Raw genomic sequence first — 22,368 nt, 5'->3', positions numbered from 1 at the left:
GCTTTCGGAGAGTGTAGCTGAATGAGAGAGGAAACGTGTTATTTTGGTAAATTGTCTATTGCCGCCATTGTAGCCCTTTTTGCATACACGCCTATCAAATGTTCCCGGTATTCTGCTGAGGCTTGTAGATCTTCCATTACCATATAATCTTCAATACCTTCTAGAGCATGCTCTGCAGCACTAATCGCGGACTCGTGTGTTGCAGGAGAACCAACTAAAGCATCTTCGACTCCGGTGAGACGTGTAGCATGATCTACAGCGCCAATTACTGCCACTCTTGCGGTATCGATGATCCCATCGGTGGAGTGTAAAACTACTGCAGTTCCAATCATAGCATATCCAGAGGACGGGCTTGGTTTTTTAAGGTAAGAGCCTGCACCATTTTCTATATTTTGGATTTCTATTTTGGTCAATATTTCGTCTTCTTCGAGTGATGTTTCATATAAGCCAGTGAAAAAATCATCTTCTTTGATCGTTCGTTTTCCATTGGGTCCGTGAACGTGTAAGGTTGCTTGGGATGCCAATATTGCAGCAGGGGGATCGCTTGCGGGATCGTTGTGTGCTAGGTTCCCACCAAGAGTTCCTCGATTCCTAACTTGAATATCTCCAACTAGACTGACTGCCTCTGCAAGTACGGGGCAATTGGTTTTAACAATGTTATTTCTAGAAATATCAGAGTAGTGCTCCATGGCGCCAATACAAGTTGTGGTTTCATTCTGTTCAATCCCATGGAGTTCTTCGATGTTGTTCAGGTCTATCAAAATATCTGGAGATGCCAATCCAGTTTTCATCATAGGTAATAGGCTATGCCCACCTGCGAGGAATTCAATCATTTCTTCACCATGTTCAGAGAGTAAATCAAATAACTCAGATAGGGTTTTCGCCTGGTAATAATCGAAATGTGTGGGGTACATTATGCAGACCCTCCAGAACTAATTTCGGCGAGTTTCTTTGCAGTAGATTCAACTGCGTTGACTATATTGTGATAACCAGTGCAACGGCAAAGGTTTCCTTCTAGGCCCTCACGTATTTCATCGCGGGAGGGGTCAGGATGGTGTTTGAGGAAATCCAGTGCAGTCATCATCATTCCAGGGGTGCAATATCCACATTGGAGGCCATGTTCTTCTTGGAAGCTTGATTGGATGGGGTGTAAGGTTCCATGTTGGGCTAAACCTTCGACCGTTGTTATATCTGCGTTGTTAGCTTGTACTGCTAAGATTGTACAGGATTTGACTGCAGATCCATTGAGATGGATCGTGCAGGCACCGCAAAGGCTAGATTCACATCCCACATTTGGACCGGTATAGCCCAACTCGTCCCGGAGTGTATGTATTAGAAGTCTCCTTGATTCAATAACCAACTTGTGTTCAGTATTATTGACGGTTAGGGTTATATCGTGCTCACTCATATTTTTTCACCATATATATATTCAGAGAACATACCGTCAAGAGTTTTTTGGTAGGACTTCAAGAAATATTTGAAGAATATGTCCAATCAAAAAATGGTGACTCGGTCTCAAGCTATTTTAAAAATAGCCTCTGTGCGCAAACTTTTACTCTCAGATAGACCTACAGAATCGATTGCAGTAGATGAGATCGGAGGCCGCATCTTAGCGGAATCCATCGTTTCAAAAGTAGACTTACCATCTCAGAATCATGCAACCATGGATGGATATGCCATTAATTCGAGTGATGAATATCCATTGGAACTTATCGATTCTGTTTTTCCAGAGGATTCTCCTGGATCTATTTCTCCGGGACAAGCGGTTAGAATATCCACGGGTGCTGCACTCCCAGAAGGGGCGGATGCGGTGTTAAAACGGGAAGATGCAAACGTGGATGGGAAAAATCTGATTGGGGAAGATATCCCTAGTTGGACGTATGTATATGCGAAGGGGAGTAATGTCTCAATTGGCGAAAAGTTGTTTGAAAAGGGAACGTGTTTGGCGCCGAGAGATGCGATTCTTTTATTGGATATAGGGCATAAAAATGTTAAAGTTTATTCTCCATTCTCAGTTGGAATTCTAGCTACTGGAACGGAAATTTATGAGGGAAAGCATGAAGACCTAGATTCGGCCATGCTTGGTGGACTAGTGACTTCGTGGGGCGGGCGCCCAACGTACGAAGGTAGCGTTCCGGATCAATATGAAATTGTTGAGAAACGGATTGAAGAGCTCTCAAAAAAATACGATGTTGTAATAACAACAGGGGGGACAAGTGTGGGAAAAAGGGATTATGTGGTAAAGGCCATTTCAAACCTTGGAACGATTCAGTTTCAGGGAGTATTGGTACGTCCGGGGAAACCAATTACAATGGCAAGTATCGGTAGCTCGGTTATTTTTGCAGTTCCGGGGAAACCAATAGGAGCGCACACAGTTTCGATGTTGTTTCTCCGTCCATTTTTTGTGGGATTGGAAGAATTCCCCACAATTGACATGGAACTGTCCCGTGATGTAAAAGTAAGTAGAGAGGGATTTGAATACATTGTCCCAGTAGTATTTGAAAAAGGTGGAGAATTAGCGATGCCACTGGGACATATAGATTCTCCATTGCAGATATTTGATGGTGTTTTTAACTCTAGTGTGTTGTCATCTAGTACCCGAGCAGTTCGGGCGGATGGTTTTTTTATAATGGTGAATGATGTTGAAAAAGGAAGTATTGTCAAAGTCGTTCCATATACAGCAATAAGATGACTATACCGAACCAAAAAAATAGTGGTGTTTTGGGAGTATTATTAGCGGGAGGAGACAGCTCTAGGTTTGGGGCCGAAAACAAGCTTTTTGTTGAAATTGGAGGCCAATCTATAATCAAAATGGCCACTCAAAATTTGATTGATTCGGAGGTGGAATCTGTAAAAATAGTTACCGGATATCAAGCAGAAAGAGTGGAAGAAGAACTATCTCACTTAGACGTGGAATTTTTATACAATAAAGATTGGAAAATGGGCCAGTCAACTTCGGTTCGAAGAGGAATTGATGCGGTTTTGGAAGAAAATGCGATTGTATTTGCTCTGGGAGATATGCCATTCGTGAAAAGTAGTAGTGTCAATGAACTCATTTCTGTCCAGATGAATAAGAAAGTTGGAGATGTTTTTGTTGCAGGTTACAAGGGGAGAAGAGGAAATCCTGTTTTATTTAGAGCTTCTGTGATAGAAATGCTCAAAGAAGGATTAAGAGGTGATGAAGGGGGGAATTCTATTCTCAAAGATCTTGGGATGGACTTAGTTGAAACAGGTGACAGAGGAGTCCTATTTGATATCGACACGGAAGAGGATTTGGAGGATTATGCCCAATAGTCTTCAGATATAGTCTCTATTACTTCTTGACTTTCCAATTCGACTCCAGCATCAATTCTCTTTTTTGTGATATCTTCTCGTTTTGTTAGTATCTCAAATTTTGATGGATCTTTTACTTCTGTAACGTCGTAGACTTTTGTTTCGTCGGAATTGGTTCCGGCCCATAGTACTTTTATTCCTAATTCATCTAAGTCGGGTTCAATCTCTTTGTACATTTGTAGCCAGGTATCAAATCCTTTGGTGATTTTAAAAGTTGATAAGAACTTCATTGATGTATAAAATTATGGGACGGATTATTAAAGAATTACTTCTCGGAAGGGGCTATAGAATATTCTCTTGTACTCTAAGAAAAAAAGATTGTAGAGTAGAAGATAAGCATAGGGCCGGATTCGAACCGGCGTATATCCGCTCTGCAGGCGGACGCGTAGCCACTCTGCCACCTATGCGCAGGATCATGTTTTCGCCTTGGATAGTTAACCGTTTTGATCAGATATATCAAAAGCGGGTACTGCTACCGCTATAAGTATGGAAATATGAATGGAAAGGCAGCGAACGACCAATTATATACGTCGACAGGGCGCTTGACCTTCCGCCGGGACGAACCCAGCACGTACTAATCTTACACCCCTCAGTACATAACCGAATCACCCTTTCGGGCCGGATTTCCCAGAGGCTCGCGCACTCCAGTACTCAAGGGAACGTAGGCGGGCTTATCTTCCGTGTTCGGGATGGGTACGGGAGTTTCCCCGCCACTATGGCCGCCTTAATGCCGACTTGCGGAATTGAACCGCCATAATGGGTGCAAGTAAGATAGCACCCTTAACTCGTCGAGTTAGCGTGGCCAGTGTCGGTTTGATATTATAAATAACGCACAACCCAATTAGCGACTGGACCTATAGGATAATTCTGGATAGATCATAAATGTATGGCTTCGTCCGATTAGTATTCGCGGGCTAAACACCTCGTTGCCTTGGTGCGTACACCCCAAATCTATCAATCCTGTCTTTTACAGGTGGACTCAAATGGTGTCTCTTTTCCAGGTGAGTTTCGAGCTTAGATGCGTTCAGCTCTTACCCCTTGGTGCGTAGCTGCCCGGCACTTGCTCTTTCGAACAACCGGTACACCAGTGGCACCCATCCACAGTTCCTCTCGTACTATGTGGACGTTCCCGTCAGACACCTCACACCCCCAATAGATAGCAGCCGACCTGTCTCACGACGGTCTAAACCCAGCTCACGACCTCCTTTAATTGGCGAACAACCACACCCTTGCCCGCTTCTGCACGGGCAGGTTGGAGGGAACCGACATCGAAGTAGCAAGCCACCGGGTCGATATGTGCTCTTGCCGGTGACGACTCAGTTATCCCTAAGGTAGCTTTTCTGTCATCTATGGCCCGCATCAATCGGGCACACAGGTTCGCTAGACCACGCTTTCGCGTCAGCGTTCCTTGTTATGGAGAACACTGTCAGGCCACCTTTTGCTCTTGCGCTCTTCTCCGCATTTCTGACACGGATGAGGTGACCTTAGGGCGCGCTCGATATCTTTTCGAGCGCGTACCGCCCCAGTCAAACTGCCCAGCTACCGGTGTCCTCTAAAAGAGTGAGGGACACGCTCAACGACGGGTAGTATTTCACTGTTGTCTCGGCGACGCGCTAGCGCGCGCACCTGTGTAATGACTCCTACCTATTCTACACATCGTCGATCATGCCCCAGCGGCAGCCTGCAGTAAAGCTCTATAGGGTCTTCGCTTCCCCTTGGGGGTCTCCAGACTACGCACTGGAAAGTACGGTTCACCGGGCCCAACGTTGGGACAGTGGAGCTCTCGTTGATCCATTCATGCAAGCCGCTAATTAAGCGGCAAGGTACTACGCTACCTTAAGAGGGTCATAGTTACCCCCGCCGTTGACAGGTCCTTCGTTCTGTTGAACCAGAGTTTCAGATACCTGCACTGGGCAGGATTCAGTGACCGTACGAGTCCTTTCGGATTTGCGGTCACCTGTGTTGTTACTAGACAGTCGGAGCTCCCTAGTCACTGCGACCTGCTCCTTACCGGAGCAGGCATCCCTTATTGCGAACGTACGGGACTAATTTGCCGAATTCCCTAACGTCGGTTATTCCCGACAGGCCTTGGCTTTCTCTGCCTGGGCACCTGTTTCGGTTCTGAGTACGGTCATTATACTTGCCTTTTCACGGGCTCCAGGTTGAAGTGAGTTTCCCTATCCCGACATTCATTCGCTTCGTGCCATTACGGCTTCCACGAATTTCGACGGTTCGACCGGGCGAAGGCCCGGCTCACTCTACCCCGAAGCGTCAGCTTTTAATGTATAATGGCATTGGAATATTAACCAATTTCCCAATTTGTCTTACTCGAGTTACGATAAGACTTAGGACCGGCTAACCCTCAGCTGATAAACATTGCTGAGGAACCCTTACCCTTTCGGCCATCAAGATTCTCACCCGACTAACGCTGCTACTACGGCCAGGATTTTCATTTCCGAACGGTCCACACGAACTCTCGCCCGTGCTTCCACCCGAACGGAACGCCGACCTACACGATCACCTGTTAAGGTGCGGCTGGGTCTCGGGGGTGGGCTTTAGCCCCGATCATTTTCAGCGCCTCGAATCTCGACCGGTAAGCTGTTACGCTTTTCTTAGAGGATTGCTGCTTCTAAGCTTACCTCCCGGTTGTCTTGGACCCGAGACCACTTTTTAGTTGCACTTAGCCCACACTTTGGGACCTTAACCCAGCTCTGGGTTCTCACCCTCACGGTATACAAGCTTACCCCGTACACCGGACTCCCCACGTCTACGGCGTCTGTAGGTTCGGAGTTTGACAAGGAGGTCGACACCTTTCGATATCGATTCTCCCAATCAGTCGCTCTACCCCACAAACTACCTCAATGGAGGTCATGCTACGACATGTTTCGGTCGGAACCAGCTGTCTCCGGGCTCGATGGGCCTTTCACCCCTACACGTGGGTCACGGGAATGCATTGTAAGGCAATACCCCTAACAGGCCTCCACGCAGCTTTCGCCACGTTTCACCTTGCCCACGCGTAGATCGCCCGGTTCCGGGTCGTATCCAATCGACTCCCCGCCCTTGTAGACGGCGTCCCTTGCTCGAAAGCTGCGGACATGTTGGTTTCCCTATGCCTTCCCCGATAATCAGGTTAAGCTCGCCGATTAGATACACTCCCTGGCTCATTTTTCAAAACGCACGACAGGACACCGGCTCCTTATGACTCCTACTACAAGGTCGCCCTTGATTCGTTCGTCGTAAGGCCTTTTATGCCCCACCGCTCTATCGCCACTTGATTTCAGGTCCTATTTCACCCCCCTTCTGAGGGTTCTTTTCAGTATTCGCTCACGCTACTTATTCGCTATCGGTCTCGAGACGTATTTAGTCTTGGCAGATTGATGCCTGCCGTATTCACGAGGGAATTCCAACCCCCGCTATTCAGGTTCTGACACACACTATAATAATCAAAGTTACGGGGCTTTCACCCTGTATCACGCTCCGTTCCAGGAGACTTCACGTTGAAGTTCTAGTGCTGATTGTCAGTCCATACACCACATTGCCCGAAGGCTTCGGTTTAGACTGTGTCGTTTTCACTCGCCGTTACTAACGACATCCCTGTTGGTTTCTTTTCCTGTCGGTACTAAGATGTTTCAGTTCCCGACGTTCCCTATTGCGCGAAGCAATTGTGTAGAGATTCTCATTCGGAGATCCCGGGTTCTTAGCCTCCATGCGGCTCCCCCGGGCTTATCGCAGCTTGGCACGTCCATTCATCGGCGCTCGAGCCGAACCATTCACCAAGTGGCATTGTAGCCACGTTATAGATACTATCTGTATTTATCATACAGATCCAGTTTTCGCCTGGGTGAGCCCAAGAATAGAATTTTATTTAAAGTTCTGTTCTTGGGCTCTGGCTCTCACCACGACCCTAAGAGGGGAAGCGGGTGAGAGCCATGTGCGTATAAATGATCTTCATAGAATCGTCCGTAGTGTGAAGTGGACGTACTCAGACCCTTCCTACTCTCGATTTCACGGAGTAGTGCATGTGTTTGCCTTGAATGGAATTGAATATCATGTGAAATTCAATTTTCTTCGACATGGACCCACTGGGATTCGAACCCAGGGCTTCTGCCTTGCAAAGGCAGCACTCTACCACTGAGTTATGGGCCCACCCTTCATTCTGAAGAAGGGACGCATAAAATGTAGACAGTTCCTGTAGTGCCCGATCAGCTCTCCTGTATCTTTTGGGCCAGGCATATAGCCTGGTCCCGTTCAATAGGAGGTGATCCAGCCGCAGATTCCCCTACGGCTACCTTGTTACGACTTAAGCCCCCTTACGAAGCCCAGATTCGACCGCCTAAGGGCGGCCTCATCCAAACCTCACTCGGGTGCTTTGACGGGCGGTGTGTGCAAGGAGCAGGGACGTATTCACCGCGCCCTATTGAGACGCGATTACTACCGAATCCAGCTTCATGAGGGCGAGTTTCAGCCCTCAATCCGAACTAAGACCGGGTTTAGGAGATTAGCTTCCCCTCTCGGGGTTGCATCCCATTGTCCCGGCCATTGTAGCCCGCGTGTAGCCCAGTACATTCGGGGCATACTGACCTACCGTTGCCCATTCCTTCCTCCGTCTTAACGACGGCAGTCTCTCTAATGTACCCAGCCATCACATGGATGCTGCTGGCAATTAGAGATGTGGGTCTCGCTCGTTGCCTGACTTAACAGGACGCCTCACGGTACGAGCTGACGGCGGCCATGCACCTCCTCTCAAGAGCTCGAGTAAAGTCATCAACTTGACTGTCACTGCAATTGTCGGTACTGGTGAGATTTCCGGCGTTGAGTCCAATTAAACCGCAGGCTCCTCCGGTTGTAGTGCTCCCCCGCCAATTCCTTTAAGTTTCATCCTTGCGGACGTACTTCCCAGGCGGCTCGCTTCACGGCTTCCCTACGGCACAGCAAAAGCACGTAGCTTTCGCAACACCTAGCGAGCATCGTTTACGGCTAGGACTACCCGGGTATCTAATCCGGTTCGAGACCCTAGCTTTCGTCCCTGACCGTCGGGTCCGTTCTTCTGAGGCGCTTTCGCCACCGGCGGTCCGTCTAGGATTACAGGATTTCACTCCTACCCTAGACGTACCCCTCAGATCTCCCGGCCCCAAGTCGAACAGTTTCCCTCGAGAGCCCACTCGTTGAGCGAGTGGATTTGCCGAAGGACTTGTTCAACCGGCTACGGACGCTTTAGGCCCAATAATAGTGATCATCACTCGAGCTGCCGGTATTACCGCGGCGGCTGGCACCGGTCTTGCCCAGCCCTTATTCGTATATCTTCTTACGATATACAAAAGCGAGGACGTTATGCCCTCGCACTCGGGGTCCCCTTATCGCGCTTTCGCGCATTGTAAAGTTTTCGCGCCTGCTGCGCCCCGTAGGGCCTGGAATCTTGTCTCAGATTCCATCTCCGGGCTCTGGCTCTCACCACCCGTACCGATTATCGGCACGGTGGGCCGTTACCCCACCGTCTACCTAATCGGCCGCAGTCACATCCTATGGCGCCGGAGCATTTCGTACTCACTGCATTCCAGCATAGGAGTACTATCTGTTATTACCCTCAGTTTTCCGAGGTTATCACAGTCCATAGGGTAGTTTATCTACGTGTTACTGAGCTGTTCGCTACGGGTCTTAACCCGTGCAACTAGCATGGCTAAATCGGACCCCGATAGCAATGACCTCTGGCAGGATCAACCAGAATTCCCAGACAATTAGTCTGGGTTGACGAACACTGTGTTGTGTCCTCCATTTTTGAAAGTTGATATTCAGAGGAACTGATCGGGATTCACCGAAACTGTCTAAGTGGGAGAAAAAGTATCTCCCAAGTTTCGTATTTATGCGTTAACATCAGATCTCGTCTGTACGGAGTACCGCAGGGGCGAGATCCTCACCTCGTTTTGCTTCTTACGAAGAAGCTCGGACCTATAATTCCAGTCGTGGACTATTAAACCCATCGGATCTCCCTCATGCAATTATGTGTGAGAATGACTAACAGTATTTGGAGACTAAAAGTGGGCACTATTCATGGAAAAAACATAAAAAAGATCTTTAATGGAGATCTTAATCGATGCGTTCGATGCCTTTTTTAGAAACGTTTGCTTCTTTCAATTTGCTAGGCATCCAGCTAGGAGAATCGGGAGGTGCAGTGGTCATCCACGCCCATGCATCGTAAATATGCACTTTGCTTGTTCCTCTCTCTCTCATTCTTATTTCTACGCGTCTAGCGCTTGCCTCATTGTCACCAACGTCGTCGAGTCTTCGGGCAGCTTTAAGGGCTGCTTGTCTTGGTGTGTTGCCGCTAAATACACTTGATTCGTTTCCTGCTCTGTCTTGGAGAGCAAAATTTCGTTTTCCGTCTTCACGTACCATGGTTTGATTCCACCATGAGGACCGTGAAGAGGGCAGGTTATAAATATATCGGAGAATCGGGGGTTGGATTGGCCATATCTTTATATAGTAGGCCTCGTCTGGGGTGTTTTTTTTGGTTTTTTTCACGCGAGGTGTGAGATAGGGCCCTAAAAAGAGGGTTTTATAAGTTAAATAAGGGGTTAAATGAAAGAATTGAGTGATAATTCAAAGGCCGAAACTGGGAGTTCGATCCCATGTATATTGAGTACTTCAGGATGTATTTCTCCAAGGATTCCTTTGGGTTCTCCGTCTATTAGGATAGACGCAGATCGTCCTTCAATAAAGGTCGGGTGAGAAATGGGAAGAGTTTCAAGTCTTTTGTTGAATCTTTGACAAAGTACTTGCAGTTTTGATTTTGCTTCTTCATAGGAAGCATGGGAATGGGCGACAGTGGCAGCAATAGCGTAGTTTTCGTCCACTCTTGTGTCTTTTGTGTGGTCTACATTAGCAGTTAACCCAATTTCGAGTAGATTTTGAGGATATGCACGATGTGTGTTGTTTTCTAGTACCATCAAAAGTGAGGGAAGTACCCACGTTCTGATTATTGTGTATTCTGCGGAATAGGGCTCAAGTATCTTAACGGGTTTATGATATCCATATGCGTTTATGTCACCTTCTAACCTCATTTTGGAGAAATTCTCAGTTTCGTTTGTCAAATTAAAGTTGAGTAAATCTTCAAATCCCATTCCAATTAGTACCTGTCTTGTGGCTCGTTCCAAGCTGGAACGTGTAGTCCGACCTCCTATCGTCGCTACATCAGGATAACGTGGTTTGAGTTTGTAAAAACCATGAGTTCTACCTATATCATCAATGATATCAAGAGGATGGAGTACGTCGACTCTATAAGGAGGTATTGTGACCCGGTATTGGGATTCTTGAGGAGGAACTTCGCCTCTGTGGGGTGGTGTGATGACTTTGCCATCCAACCCGGAACGTTCGAGTAAATCAACTACGTCGTTTGAGGAGAAGTTAGTTCCGAGAATTTGTTCTATTCTAGTGTGGTCTATGTGTTTTGTGTCAAGAGAGAAATCTGGTTTGTTAACTGCACCATCTGGAGTTTGAATATTGAGTTCTTCAAGAGTGGCCCCATGGGCTTCTAAAGCATAGCAAATTATGTTGAGCATTCGGTCGATAGTCCACTGATCGGTTCCGGTCATCTCGATGAGGAGATCTCTAGAATCAACGGTTACTTCGGTACGGGCGCTGTTAATTATTGGAGGGAATGAAAACAATCCAAGGTCGTCGAAAAATGCAGGGTATTGTTGATCGCCTTCAACGAGTTTTTTGTACTTTTTTCCGGTTGGATGGAATTCAAGTATCTGCTCGGGTGTTAATTCCTCCTTGAGCCCTAGCGGGACAAAGGATGGTTCAGAGGGAAGAGTTCCACAATACAAGATAGAAGACATTCCGTCTGAATTTTCAATGGCTTTAATCATGGAAAGATCGTGGATACCGATGGAGCCTTTTGCCCTGCCCCTACCAATGGTATCGTGAAGTTTCTCCTGTAATTGGATTAAGGATTTCAAAATGGAATCGTCTAATTTGATTCCACGGGCGATGGCACCAGTGACACAGGGACGGCTGTGGTGGATGGGAGAGTGTAAGGATATAGTCCAATTTGGAGGATTGAGGGAAGGGATGAAAATTCCCCTATCCTGACCATAGTAATATCTCAAAGATCGTGCGATTCCTTCAGTGGATAATCTGTCTAATCTGTCGGGTGCGAACTCTAATTGGAAATTTCCATCTTCATCTTCTCCATCAAATTCAAGGCCCAAATTGAATAGATCTTCTTTTAGTTTTTCATCGGAAATTTCTATTCCGGTCATTTGTCTTAAAAGATTTGGGTGGAGACTTACAACTGGCATTAGTAAGGTACCCCAGTAGATCGCAAAAGTTGTAAATCACAAAGAGTCCCATGGACATCTCGTATATCTTCAAACCCATACATTAGCATTAAGAGTCGTTCGAGTGCTAAGCCCCATGCCATGACGTCGCAACTAACTCCGAGAGGGTGTAGGACTTCGTCTCGGAAAAGGCCCGAGTTTCCTATCTCGATTAGTTCCCCTGTTCGGGGGTGTTCTCCGAAAAGTTCGAAGCTTGGTTCGGTGTAAGGATTGTAATGGGGTTTGAATTTGAGATTGGTTATTCCAAACCGACGGTAAAATTCGGTGAAAGTTCCCATGAGATCTCTGACGGATAAATTTTCTGCCATGACCCATCCTTCTATCTGGAAAAATTCAAGCAGATGAGTAGGATCCAACGTATCGTTTCGATAGACTTTTTCCACAGAGAAAAATCTCTGAGGAGGTTCAAGATGGCCTATCGCCTGCCCTGAAAGATATCGCATGGATAAAGAAGTGGTGTGGCCTCGAAGGTCGATTCCAAGTGCCACATCTTCTGACCATGGAGAATGGTAACCATCTCCGTCTGTTCCGACGCCGTCGAGGTGGGAGTTTTGAACTTTTTCAACTATATCAGTAGGTAAATTTTGTGCAGGAGGTACAGAAAGTGCAAATTGATCCCAATGAGTTCTTGCGGGGTGGTCCTGGGGCATAAACAAACAATCATTGATCCAAAATTCTGAGTCGGCATGAGGACCTTCCATCTCTTGAAATCCCATACTAACTAGTGTGTCTTTGACCCTTTCGGCAGTTTCTCGAAGGATATGTACCCTACCTCCTATGTAGGGTGCAGCCTCGGCTTCGACGTTATAGGCTGTGTATTCTAGGTTCTCCCAGTTTCCTTGGGATAACATCTGAGGGGTGAGATTAGTTACACTCTGAGATATTTTCACGCCTTTCTTGCGCTCTGAGATTCCTTTTTTAGTTAAAATGACAGATCTGGTCGTGAGTTGGTTGATGTTTATCAACCCCCTGGATTCAAGTCTAGTTACTATTGATTGATCAGGTTCTACACCTTGGTCAATGGAAGAAAGAGCGACTTGTTCGGGGTCAGATTTTGGATCGAAATCGCGAGATGAGATTATTTTTCCTTGGTTAATTGTTCCATAATCTTTTCGAGCGTAATTAGAGAGTGCCACACTAACTTCATTTTTATTGAGAGAGGATTGGCTAATTGCCTGGGATAGATCAAATTCGGTTTCAAGTTCGCCCAGTAGTCGTACGGCCTGGTAAAGTCGTAGTTCGGGTAAAGAGTGTTGTAGATAGAGAGATCCTTCGTCTGTGAGTGAGGGTTTAGAATCAGAAAGAGTAGTTATAGAAATCAATCCTTGGGATTCGAGTGCGAATGAGGCACCTGATATGTGTTCAAGTTTGAGTTCAGTTTCTTCGGATAGTTGCTCGAACGTTTTCTCCTCAGTAGGACTTGCTGCTTCGAAAACTATTTTCTGATTTTTCGGGAGTTTGATGGTCATTTAAGAGCGTCCCTCGGTGTTGGGGGTATTGGGATTTAATTGTTCTAGGAGTGGTTCGACTTCTTTTATTTTTTGTTGATAATCCTTTAAGAATTCTCGCATTAAATTTGCTGCTTCTTCTTTACAATCTCCGCAAAGTCGAGTTCCATTTGTGCATTCTTCATAGACTCGTTGTGCGTAAGAATCATCGTCTTGTGTTAAGAGATAGGCATATAGTTCATATACAGGACATTTGTCTGCTTCGCCGCCCAACTCACGTTGGAGTTCTGCAGATTCTCTTCCGCCAGTTGTAGATTGTTTTACTTTTTGATATCCACTTTCAGGGGCTTCAAACAGACTGATATGACTATCAGGGAGAGAAGAAGACATTTTACCGCCGGTAAGACCACTCATGAATCGGTGATACAGGGAGAGAGGTGGGTAGAATCCGTATCCACCATTTTCTATTTCAAATTCTCTCACCATATTATCGATATCATTGTGAGATGCATCGAAAACATCTATGTGTTCTTTGTATACTTGTTTATTTTTAGAGATTTTAGATTCTAGCTCTTTGAGTAGATCGGGAGTTGCTCGGTGATTGATTATTCGGATACGGGGATAGAATTCTTCTTTTGAAGCTTCTTTAAGTTTATTGGTGATGGTAGAAAGGGCTTCACTTGCTTGGTTTTCGTTCTCAATCCACTCGGCTACGTCATTGCAATGAAGTGGAGTTTGGAGGGATGAGAGATTTTCAAATGCTACTTTAAGGTATTCAAGTTCTGCAGCATCTGCTTCGAAACTTGCGTATGCTTCTGTTACGGAGAATAAACGCAAACGGGATGCCAAATCCCTAGTTAATCTTAGGTGGGGGTCTTGATCAGGGCCTACAGGAATGACAGTTGGTTGTGGGTGATCAAGTTGAGGGTAGAGTATGTCAGCAGCTTGGGTTAACACACTTTGGATATGGGATATTTCAGTGTTGCCAGAGAAACCATAGATGGATTGCATTTCGGAAAAATTAGTTTCGATGCCAAGTTCAAACGCCAAGTCTTTAACTCGTTTATTTTCAGATTGTCGATATATCTCTCCCGTTTTTAAATCGAATCCAGATGCTAGAAGAGCTAAAATATAATTCCTAGCGTGGTCATCTATTTCGCTCCAACTCAATTTTCTAGCTGCGTGTGCCTCGAGATCGGCTATTAAACCATAGGCCTTTGCTCCTTGTTTTTGATGCCAAACGATCTCATCAAAAACCATTTTGTGGCCAATATGAGGATCTCCAGTGGGCATAAAGCCTGAAAGGACTGAAAATGGACTTTTGGACTTCATGGCTTCGAGAATGGATTGATATCCACGGTGTCCGAATATTATACCGCGGCGCATGAGATGGTGGGGATGCGAAATATCAGGAAGGAAGTGCTCGAATTTTGAGATTCCAAACTGGGAGAAGAGATCGTTGTAATCTTCGATGGTGGATGACCCCCAGGGGTCAATAGAAATGTGCTTATCGTCCTTACTAGATTTGTTATTCATGGTGTCACCCTTTCCACCAAGACCCATCGGATATTACTACTCCCATCTACAATTGCAAAAAGTGTTCGTTTTCTCACACCTACTGCAAGGCGGACGTTTAGAGATAGTTCTTTGGTTGAAAAAACATGTTCACTTTTGATAACTTTGACTAGATACTCGGAATGGAGCACGTTTTCAGTTGTGTTAAAATCTTGGTAAACGCGGAAATCAAACCCAAATTTAAATCCGGTTTTTGGGATCAATCCACGTTTGCGTAAAACTGTGTAGACAGATAACCGGTGGTCAAATAGATCGCCTTCGGTTTTACGCCCTTGGTGCAATACATTCCCGTTTATAGATAACAATCCACAATTGCACAAATAAGCAGCTTCGACTAGAGATAGTTGTATATGGGGAGTGTTGGGTATGTGCTGACCAAAAAATCCTTCTTTGTGGAAAGTAGAATTTGGATTTTTGAGTAAGACTGTATCAGTTAGTAATATTCCTTGGGAAGGAGGGGGGAAAAATTGTTTTTTTCCATTTGGTTCGATTTCAGTCGTGTTGAAATAGGTCAATTCACCTTCTTCATCTACGATTGCAAGGGTGTGCTCACCAAGTTGGTCTGCGGGGATAGTGGAACGCTCTCCGATGACACGTAATTCATATTTGACGACTCCATCAGGGGGTTTAGTTCCTCGTTCGTAGACTGTGAAGTCTATGTTTGAACTAGAAAGATTATTTGAAGCGCCATCAGGAGTTAAATGAAACCCCCTAAATCGAAGATCGAGATATGTGGAAAATTGAGCAGAAAAATCTGGTTTTTGTGCAGATATAAATTGTATAAAATCCATTCCATCAATATTATCGAGATCCCCACGAAGTAGAAGATGAGCAGCTTCGACTGGGTCGAGTTCAATTTCGTTGCCTTTTTTTGGAATACCATATCCTCTTGAATCGTGAAAACGTTGTTTTGCGTCTTCTCCTACAACTACGACGCCGTCGGATAGATGACCTTCCATGTTCAGAAATATACTGCGGTGGAGAAAGCCGCTACGGTAAATGCTTATGCTGCTGATAAGATAGTATGGAAAAAACACTGGAGAGTTGGTTGGAATTAATATTTGGAAAGGGCGGCACGGTGTTTTTGGATAAAGAAATGCAGGTTGTCATGCTTGCTGCTGCCGTGGGGATGGCAGGTGTATATATCGTAAGTCCAATTGCTGCAGATGTTACCTTGGTGTTTGAGATGCCACTAGTGAGAGCGGGGGAGCTCATAACTGCATATACGGCACCCTCCATTATTCTTGTTCCATTGATGGGGATGTTGTCGGATAGAATTGGACGGCGTCGAGTCATAGTATTTGGATTTATTGTTTTTGGTGTTGCAGGGGGTACTATAGGATTTGTAAATGAGTTTTCTACAGTTCTTATTTTGCGAGTGATACAGGGGATGGGTTTTGCTGCATTAATGCCAGTAAGTGTGGCAATGATAGGGGATTATTACGCAGATATTCAGGAAGCAACAGCACAAGGTGTGCGGATAGTGGGGATGCAATCTGTGGCACTTGTAGCTCCATTGGTTGCAAGTGGCCTATTGATAGCTTCATGGAGAGCTCCGTTTGTTCTATATTTTGTTGCTATTTTTGCGGCCCTATGGACTTGGAGAATATTACCACCAGATATCGAAGTTATGCAGGAGTTGAGGAGTGGCTACATATCTAAATTGTACAAATCTCTCGTCAGGTTGGACATAGCCGCAGTAAGTGTTTCATTTGTCATTCGGTTTATGATGTCCTTTGCATTTTTTGCATACGTTTCATTGTTGGTTTTAGAAAAGTTCCAATATGGAGCGTTCGAGGCAGGGGTGATTGTTACAAGTTACGGTGTCTTAACACTTATCGGGGCGGCTCAATCGGGTCGCTTAATGGCTAGATTTGATCCATTAGTTTTGCTGGGGATTAGTTTACTCGCGACAGGGGTGGGATTGGCGATGATAGGTGCATCTAGTTCATTTATTGTGTTGATGCTTGCGTTGGTTATTTTTTCAGCAGGTGCGAGTGTAAGTGCGCCTATTCAGAAAAGTCTCATGGTGCAATTTTCACCTCCAGAACTTAGAGGGGGAACTATTTCTGCCGCAATGGCTGCTCAAAGTTTCGGCCAGGCAGCAGGTCCATTTTTGATGGGGTTTTTACTTTATCGAGGTACGGTTTCAATTACTTTTGTGAGAATTGGACTTGTTCTAGGAGGGATCGGTCTGATTCTTGCGGTTATTATTCGTTTTGCGAGAAGTAGACGGACTTCTCTATTTATTTAAAGTACCTATGCGTAGGGTCTCCATGGAAAAACTAAATCCTCCACCCGCAATACGAGATTTTGAATTCGAGGGGGATGTGTATAAGATAGCATCCTTGAAAGCATTGGAACAAGATGGTCTTTGTAAATTAAATAGCCTTCCAGTTAGCATTCGAATTCTACTTGAGGCTGTTTTGCGGAATGTGGATGAGGAGATAATAACTTTCGAAGATGTTAAACATGCGGCGTCGTGGGCGCCTGAAACTCCAGACGTGGAAGTTCCATTTAGTCCATCTAGAGTTGTGTTGCAGGATCTAACAGGAGTGCCTGCAGTTGTGGATTTAGCAGCGCTTAGATCGGCTGCTCATAGAGCGGGGAAAGATCCTTCAATTGTGGAACCTGCAGTTCCATGTGATTTGGTAATTGACCATAGTGTCCAGGTGGATTTCTTTGGATCGGAAGATGCGTACGAACGTAATGTTGAGATGGAGTATAAAAGAAATGGTGAACGGTATCGTGCTCTTAAATGGGCGCAGCAAGCATTTTCTAGTTTTAGAGTAGTACCTCCTGGAACGGGGATTGTACATCAAGTGAATTTAGAATATCTTGGGCAAGTTGTTCACTCACGTTTGGTGGGAGAGGATCAGTGGCTACTTCCAGATACACTTGTGGGAACTGATAGTCACACGCCTATGATTGGGGGAATTGGAGTAGTAGGATGGGGAGTGGGAGGAATTGAAGCAGAAGCTGCAATGTTAGGACAGCCCATAACCATGACACTTCCAGAGGTTGTTGGAGTTAAATTAACGGGCGAATTGCCACAAGGAGCTACAGCGACAGATTTGGTTCTGTATATAGTAGAAATTTTAAGAGGTGTGGGCGTGGTGGATAGATTTGTAGAATTCTTTGGTCCAGCTGTCAAGACGTTGTCAGTTCCAGATAGGGCCACTATTTCGAATATGGCTCCAGAACAAGGGTCCACTATTAGCGTATTTCCAGTGGACGACGTGACGCTAGAATACCTTCGGTTAACGGGGAGGGATGAAAAGCATATTCGATTAGTCGAGGCATATCTAAAAGAGCAGGGATTATTTGGAGAGCAAGAGCCGGAATATACAGAAATTGTGGAGCTAGATTTATCAACAATAGAACCTAGCCTAGCCGGACCAAAACGTCCGCAAGATAGGGTGTTGTTGAATGAGATGAGGAATCACTTCGAAGATTTACTTGAATCTGAAGTTGGGGAAAAAGAGACATCAAAAGAAATTTTGGTTGAGTTAGAAGGAGAACGGAGTTCTTCAATTGGACATGGTAGCGTCGTGGTAAGTGCAATTACTAGTTGTACAAATACGTCGAATCCAACGGTCATGGTAGCGGCGGGACTTCTGGCTCAAAGGGCTGTGGAATTGGGTCTCGAAATACCACCTCATGTCAAAACTAGTCTAGCTCCAGGTAGCAAAGTTGTCACAGAATATCTGAAAGAATCGGGTTTGCTCGTTCCGCTCGAAGAATTAGGTTATCATATTGTGGGATATGGGTGTACAACATGTATTGGGAACGCGGGTCCCCTGCCCGAAAGTTTAGAAGGGGCCATTGACGCGAATGGTTTGTGGACAACGAGTGTTTTGAGTGGTAATAGAAATTTTGAAGCGCGAATTCATCCGAAAATTAGGGCAAATTATCTTGCTAGTCCCCCTCTTGTTGTGGCGTATGGTCTTGCAGGTAGAATGGACATCAACTTAGAAACAGAACCACTGGGAGAAGATCGAGAGGGGAATCCAGTTTATTTAGCGGATATCTGGCCTAGTAACGAAGAAATAAACAAGACTGTGAGTGAAAATTTAGATCCTTCTATGTTCCAACAGAAATATTCAGAGGTATTCCTGGGAGATGAAAAATGGGAACAGCTCTCTGCACCAAAAGGAATGAATTATGAGTGGGATTCTGAATCTACATATATTCGAGAACCTCCATTTTTCCAAGACTTTTCTTCAGATCCCCCAGGTACAGAAGATATAAAGAACGCGCGTTGTTTGTTGGTATTAGGAGATACTGTTACGACAGATCACATTAGTCCAGCAGGTCCATTTGGGGGTAGTGTCCCTGCGGGTATTTGGCTTTCAGATCAGGGTTTGTCTCCATATGAATTTAACACATATGGATCGCGACGGGGGAATCATGAGGTAATGATGAGAGGCACATTTGCTAATGTCAGAATTAAGAATGAATTGGTCCCAGGGACAGAGGGTGGTTACACATTAGATTTTATTTCTCAAGAGGTTTCAAGTGTCTATGATGCTAGTAGACACTATCACGAAGAAGGAATTCCACTTATTGTTCTTGCAGGGAAAGAATTTGGAGCAGGCTCTAGTCGAGATTGGGCGGCGAAGGGATCAGATCTCTTGGGAATACGCGCGACAATTGCAGAAAGTTATGAAAGGATATTTAGAGATAATTTAGTAGGAATGGGAGTGCTCCCACTTCAATTTGAAAAAGGAGAATCGCGAATGGAACTGGGCCTTGATGGATCAGAAAAGTATGATATAGTAGGACTAGAATCGGGGGTAGCTGTTGGTCAAAGATTAAAAGTCATTGCTGAGAAAGAGGATGGAAATAAAGTAGAATTTTCAGTTGTAGCCCAAGTGAATACACCCGCTGCGGTGAAATACATCGAACATGGTGGAATTTTAAATTATGTTCTTAGGAGACTTCTTGCATAAGAGTTGGGTAGGATAGGAAAAGGGAATTAAATAGCTCTATTGGTGGTTCCAGCAAGTAGTTCTAATATTTGTAAAACTCCAGAATTTCCATCTTTTCCCATGCCATTTTCAACCATGGATTTGTATAATTCATGTGCTACCATAGTCTGAGGCATGGGGGAGCCAAATTCCCTTCCAGAGTCGACTGCAATGCAGAGATCTTTATATTGGTATTCGGCGAAAAATCCCGGAGTGAAATCTCCCTTGATCATGTCAGGGGCACGGTTTGTAAGTGTCCAACAGCTAGCTGCACCCTGTGAAATTGCAGAAACGACAGAATCTAAATCTGCCCCAGCTTTTTTTGCGAGAAGTACCGCTTCGCTGACACCGACCATCTGGGATGCAACGATTATTTGATTACATGCTTTAGCTATTTGTCCCGCACCACTCTTTCCACAATAGGTTATTGTAGTTCCCATTGATTTGAAAACATCCATATGTTGACTTAAGAGGTCGGAATCCCCACCTACCATGATAGAGAGAGAACCATTAATTGCACCTTCTTCGCCTCCAGAAATAGGAGCATCAAGTAGAGAGACACCAGAATTGGTGAGTTTTTCTGCGATTTCTACAGTGGTCTTGGGAGATATGGTAGAACAATCTATGAGTGTACTTCCATTTTGAAATCCTTCTAATAGGCCTCCCTTTTGGAAAATTACATCAGAGACTGATTGTGAATTGGGTAAACAAGTGATAACTATTTGTGCATTTTCTGCGACTTCTTTTATTGTTTTTGCGGGCGTTCCTCCGGCTTTAGCGAATTCTTGTAATCTAGGTTTGGATCGATTATAGCCGATTACAGAATATCCTGAATTTAATAGATTTTTTGCCATAGGGAGACCCATTATCCCTAAACCAACGAATCCAATTGATTGTGTCATAGTGTATAACCTGTCTCAAAACATAAAAGCATCCTCTGTCGCAATTGTTACGTGAGTTCCTTGCAGAGAGAATTGTATGAAGCTTGTGAATAAGGTAATTATTGTGACAGGTGCTGCTGCAGGATTGGGAGAAGCTATGTCCGTGGGTTTTGTTAAAGAAGGAGCAACCGTAATTTGTGGAGATATAGATAGGAAAGAACTGGAAAAATCAGTAGAAAAAATTGAGGGAGGGGGAGAAGCAATTCCCGTTGTTGCCGATGTGGGGAATGAAAATGATGTGGAACGTTTAATTAAAATATCGGAGGAATTTGGGGGGGCGGATGTTCTAGTTAACAATGCAGGCGTGAAGCAATTGACACTAGTGGGTGAAGAATACTCAGTTGCGGAAGTTCCTCTTGAATTATGGGATGAAGTGATAAACACCAATTTGCGCGGATGTTTCTTATGTACTAGAGCTGTGCTTCCAAGTATGTTAAATAGAAAAAGTGGAAGAATAATTCACGTCACATCAGGACATGGTAAAAAAGGAAGAGTCAAAAGAAGTCCGTATGTTTCGTCTAAGTTTGGGGCAGAGGGTTTTCATTGGACATTGTCCTTGGAACTGAAGAACACTCCCGTGGATTCATTGGTATTTACACCTCCCCCTGGAGGGGTTAGAACCAGCGAAGCTGCTTTTGTGGAAGATCCTTTGAAGAATATGAATCACGACCCGGATGTGATTATAAAACCGATGGTTAAACTCGCAAGTGGAGAAGGAAGAAATGGTGGAAGGTACAGGGGGAAGGGAGATGGAGAGGGGTATGAAGAAACAGACTATATTTTTGAAAATTAAAACAGATCTTCTTTGCTATCTAAGAGGGTTGCAGGACCCCCCATGTGCCATGTTTTTGTCTCGATTCCCAGATCGGATATAGAATCTGAGATTTGAGAAACATATTTTTCCCTCGTATTGATATAAACTGTTGCACCAGTATCAGTTGAAAAATATGCATCTGAACCTTCTTCTCTCAAGGCGCGGATATTTTCAAAAATCGATAGGGTTTCTGGCTTCCAGTAAATCCATCCTTTTGGGCCTGTCATGGTAGTTGCTGCCAAGGAAATAGAATCTAATTCTGCAAGTGAGAAGATACCATCAAAATCTCCGATTTCTATTGCATCTAGTGCGTTGAATATTTGAGATTCTGCATGTTTTACTCTTGCTTGAAACATGTGACTTTCAGTGGCTTCTGCGTGGGCAGATTCTGTTTCTTTATGGGCAGGAACAATTGCGACAATGATTCGATAATCATCAGAGAAACCATCTTCAATTTGGTATGATTTACATTCAAGATCGTTTTCACTTGAACGTAAGATGGAAAATCCTCCGGTCACAGAACGTGCTGCAGAACTGGACCCACGTCTGGCGATAGTAGAAATTTCTTCCAAAGAAAGATCTAGATTGGCTGCTGATGACAAAGCCAAAGCTGCTGCTGCAAAACCAGATGAAGAAGATCCAAGTCCTATATTAGAAGGAAATGAATTTGTACTTTCAAGTTTTACATGGTGAGAAATGTCGCCCAATTCGCGTACCCGGTCTACAACTGCTTTTACACGTTCAGCTGATCGCCCTTGGAGATTTTTTCCGTCGATGGAATATTGATCTGATTTTAGAGTGGAATCAAATTCCACGGTAGTAGTAGTACTACTCGGGGCTGTGCAAACGCTAATGCTATCGTGGAAAGGAAGCCGGAGTATAGGGTCTTGCATTCCATGATATTTTATGAGTCCTTGGATGGGATGGGCTCTTGCGGTCGCCTTCATG

At 44.9% G+C, this 22,368-nt stretch carries 15 protein-coding genes, 2 tRNA genes and 3 rRNA genes; 5 read left to right on the top strand and 15 right to left on the bottom strand.

Annotated features, from left to right (window positions below):
• Nucleotides 1-38: 38 nt before the first annotated feature.
• Nucleotides 39-914, bottom strand: a complete 876-nt coding sequence (locus tag ACM9H2_RS00535) for an FAD binding domain-containing protein (RefSeq protein ID WP_415487101.1) — start codon at nt 912-914, stop codon at nt 39-41.
• A complete protein-coding gene (locus tag ACM9H2_RS00530) occupies nt 914-1,408 on the bottom strand; it encodes a (2Fe-2S)-binding protein (protein ID WP_415487099.1) in 495 nt (164 codons plus the stop codon). The genes ACM9H2_RS00535 and ACM9H2_RS00530 overlap by 1 nt, the downstream gene beginning before the upstream one ends.
• 78 nt (nt 1,409-1,486) lie before the next feature.
• Between ACM9H2_RS00530 and ACM9H2_RS00525 the strand changes: the two genes are divergently transcribed.
• On the top strand, nt 1,487-2,692 hold the full coding sequence (locus ACM9H2_RS00525; protein WP_415487097.1) for a molybdopterin molybdotransferase MoeA: 1,206 nt from the start codon (nt 1,487-1,489) through the stop codon (nt 2,690-2,692).
• Nucleotides 2,689-3,294, top strand: coding sequence for a nucleotidyltransferase family protein (locus ACM9H2_RS00520; RefSeq protein ID WP_415487096.1), 606 nt, complete (start codon nt 2,689-2,691; stop codon nt 3,292-3,294). The genes ACM9H2_RS00525 and ACM9H2_RS00520 overlap by 4 nt, the downstream gene beginning before the upstream one ends.
• On the opposite strand, the gene ACM9H2_RS00515 is transcribed toward ACM9H2_RS00520, so the two are convergent.
• From ACM9H2_RS00515 to endA, 11 genes are all read right to left on the bottom strand, one after another.
• Complete coding sequence (locus tag ACM9H2_RS00515) at nt 3,282-3,563, bottom strand: hypothetical protein (protein WP_415487094.1); 282 nt, start codon at nt 3,561-3,563, stop codon at nt 3,282-3,284. The genes ACM9H2_RS00520 and ACM9H2_RS00515 overlap by 13 nt on opposite strands.
• A 105-nt stretch (nt 3,564-3,668) precedes the next feature.
• Nucleotides 3,669-3,740, bottom strand: a tRNA-Cys gene (locus ACM9H2_RS00510).
• Between the two features lie 204 nt (nt 3,741-3,944).
• A 5S ribosomal RNA gene (rrf, locus tag ACM9H2_RS00505) occupies nt 3,945-4,060 on the bottom strand.
• Nucleotides 4,061-4,214: 154 nt separating this feature from the next.
• Nucleotides 4,215-7,131: ribosomal RNA gene (locus ACM9H2_RS00500) — 23S ribosomal RNA — on the bottom strand.
• Between the two features lie 276 nt (nt 7,132-7,407).
• Nucleotides 7,408-7,479: transfer RNA gene (locus tag ACM9H2_RS00495), tRNA-Ala, on the bottom strand.
• 107 nt (nt 7,480-7,586) lie between these two features.
• Nucleotides 7,587-9,058 (bottom strand): 16S ribosomal RNA (locus ACM9H2_RS00490).
• The 16S, 23S and 5S rRNA genes sit together here with 2 tRNA genes alongside, the layout of an rRNA operon.
• A 359-nt stretch (nt 9,059-9,417) precedes the next feature.
• Nucleotides 9,418-9,726, bottom strand: coding sequence for a non-histone chromosomal MC1 family protein (locus ACM9H2_RS00485; protein ID WP_415487092.1), 309 nt, complete (start codon nt 9,724-9,726; stop codon nt 9,418-9,420).
• Between the two features lie 179 nt (nt 9,727-9,905).
• Complete coding sequence (gene pheT, locus ACM9H2_RS00480; RefSeq protein WP_415487090.1) at nt 9,906-11,633, bottom strand: phenylalanine--tRNA ligase subunit beta; 1,728 nt, start codon at nt 11,631-11,633, stop codon at nt 9,906-9,908.
• Nucleotides 11,633-13,135, bottom strand: a complete 1,503-nt coding sequence (locus ACM9H2_RS00475) for a phenylalanine--tRNA ligase subunit alpha (protein WP_415487277.1) — start codon at nt 13,133-13,135, stop codon at nt 11,633-11,635. The genes pheT and ACM9H2_RS00475 overlap by 1 nt, the downstream gene beginning before the upstream one ends.
• A 6-nt stretch (nt 13,136-13,141) precedes the next feature.
• Nucleotides 13,142-14,656: a tryptophan--tRNA ligase gene (locus tag ACM9H2_RS00470; protein ID WP_415487088.1), complete on the bottom strand. Its 1,515-nt coding sequence runs from the start codon at nt 14,654-14,656 to the stop codon at nt 13,142-13,144.
• Nucleotides 14,653-15,654: a tRNA-intron lyase gene (endA, locus tag ACM9H2_RS00465; RefSeq protein WP_415487086.1), complete on the bottom strand. Its 1,002-nt coding sequence runs from the start codon at nt 15,652-15,654 to the stop codon at nt 14,653-14,655. Before endA ends, ACM9H2_RS00470 begins: the two co-directional genes overlap by 4 nt.
• A gap of 65 nt (nt 15,655-15,719) precedes the next feature.
• Here endA and ACM9H2_RS00460 point away from each other — a divergent pair, with 65 nt between their 5' ends.
• Together ACM9H2_RS00460 and acnA are read left to right on the top strand one after the other, a co-directional pair.
• Nucleotides 15,720-16,949, top strand: a complete 1,230-nt coding sequence (locus ACM9H2_RS00460) for an MFS transporter (protein ID WP_415487084.1) — start codon at nt 15,720-15,722, stop codon at nt 16,947-16,949.
• A gap of 22 nt (nt 16,950-16,971) precedes the next feature.
• Complete coding sequence (acnA, locus tag ACM9H2_RS00455; protein ID WP_415487082.1) at nt 16,972-19,647, top strand: aconitate hydratase AcnA; 2,676 nt, start codon at nt 16,972-16,974, stop codon at nt 19,645-19,647.
• Between the two features lie 26 nt (nt 19,648-19,673).
• On the opposite strand, the gene ACM9H2_RS00450 is transcribed toward acnA, so the two are convergent.
• Nucleotides 19,674-20,567 (bottom strand): NAD(P)-dependent oxidoreductase, encoded by an 894-nt coding sequence (locus ACM9H2_RS00450; RefSeq protein WP_415487080.1) that lies wholly within the window; start codon nt 20,565-20,567, stop codon nt 19,674-19,676.
• A 76-nt stretch (nt 20,568-20,643) separates the two neighbouring features.
• Here ACM9H2_RS00450 and ACM9H2_RS00445 point away from each other — a divergent pair, with 76 nt between their 5' ends.
• Nucleotides 20,644-21,399 carry an SDR family NAD(P)-dependent oxidoreductase gene (locus ACM9H2_RS00445; protein ID WP_415487078.1) on the top strand — a complete coding sequence of 252 codons (756 nt, stop codon included), beginning with the start codon at nt 20,644-20,646 and terminating at the stop codon, nt 21,397-21,399.
• Here ACM9H2_RS00445 and mvaD read toward each other — a convergent pair.
• Nucleotides 21,396-22,367 carry a phosphomevalonate decarboxylase MvaD gene (gene mvaD / locus ACM9H2_RS00440; protein WP_415487076.1) on the bottom strand — a complete coding sequence of 324 codons (972 nt, stop codon included), beginning with the start codon at nt 22,365-22,367 and terminating at the stop codon, nt 21,396-21,398. The genes ACM9H2_RS00445 and mvaD overlap by 4 nt on opposite strands.
• Nucleotide 22,368 lies beyond the last annotated feature (1 nt).

Origin of the sequence: Candidatus Hikarchaeum yamanae (assembly GCF_009889665.1) — an archaeon.
Classification (GTDB): Archaea; Halobacteriota; Halobacteria; order Halobacteriales; family Hikarchaeaceae; genus Hikarchaeum; species Hikarchaeum yamanae.
This window is presented reverse-complemented; position numbering and strand designations above follow the sequence as displayed.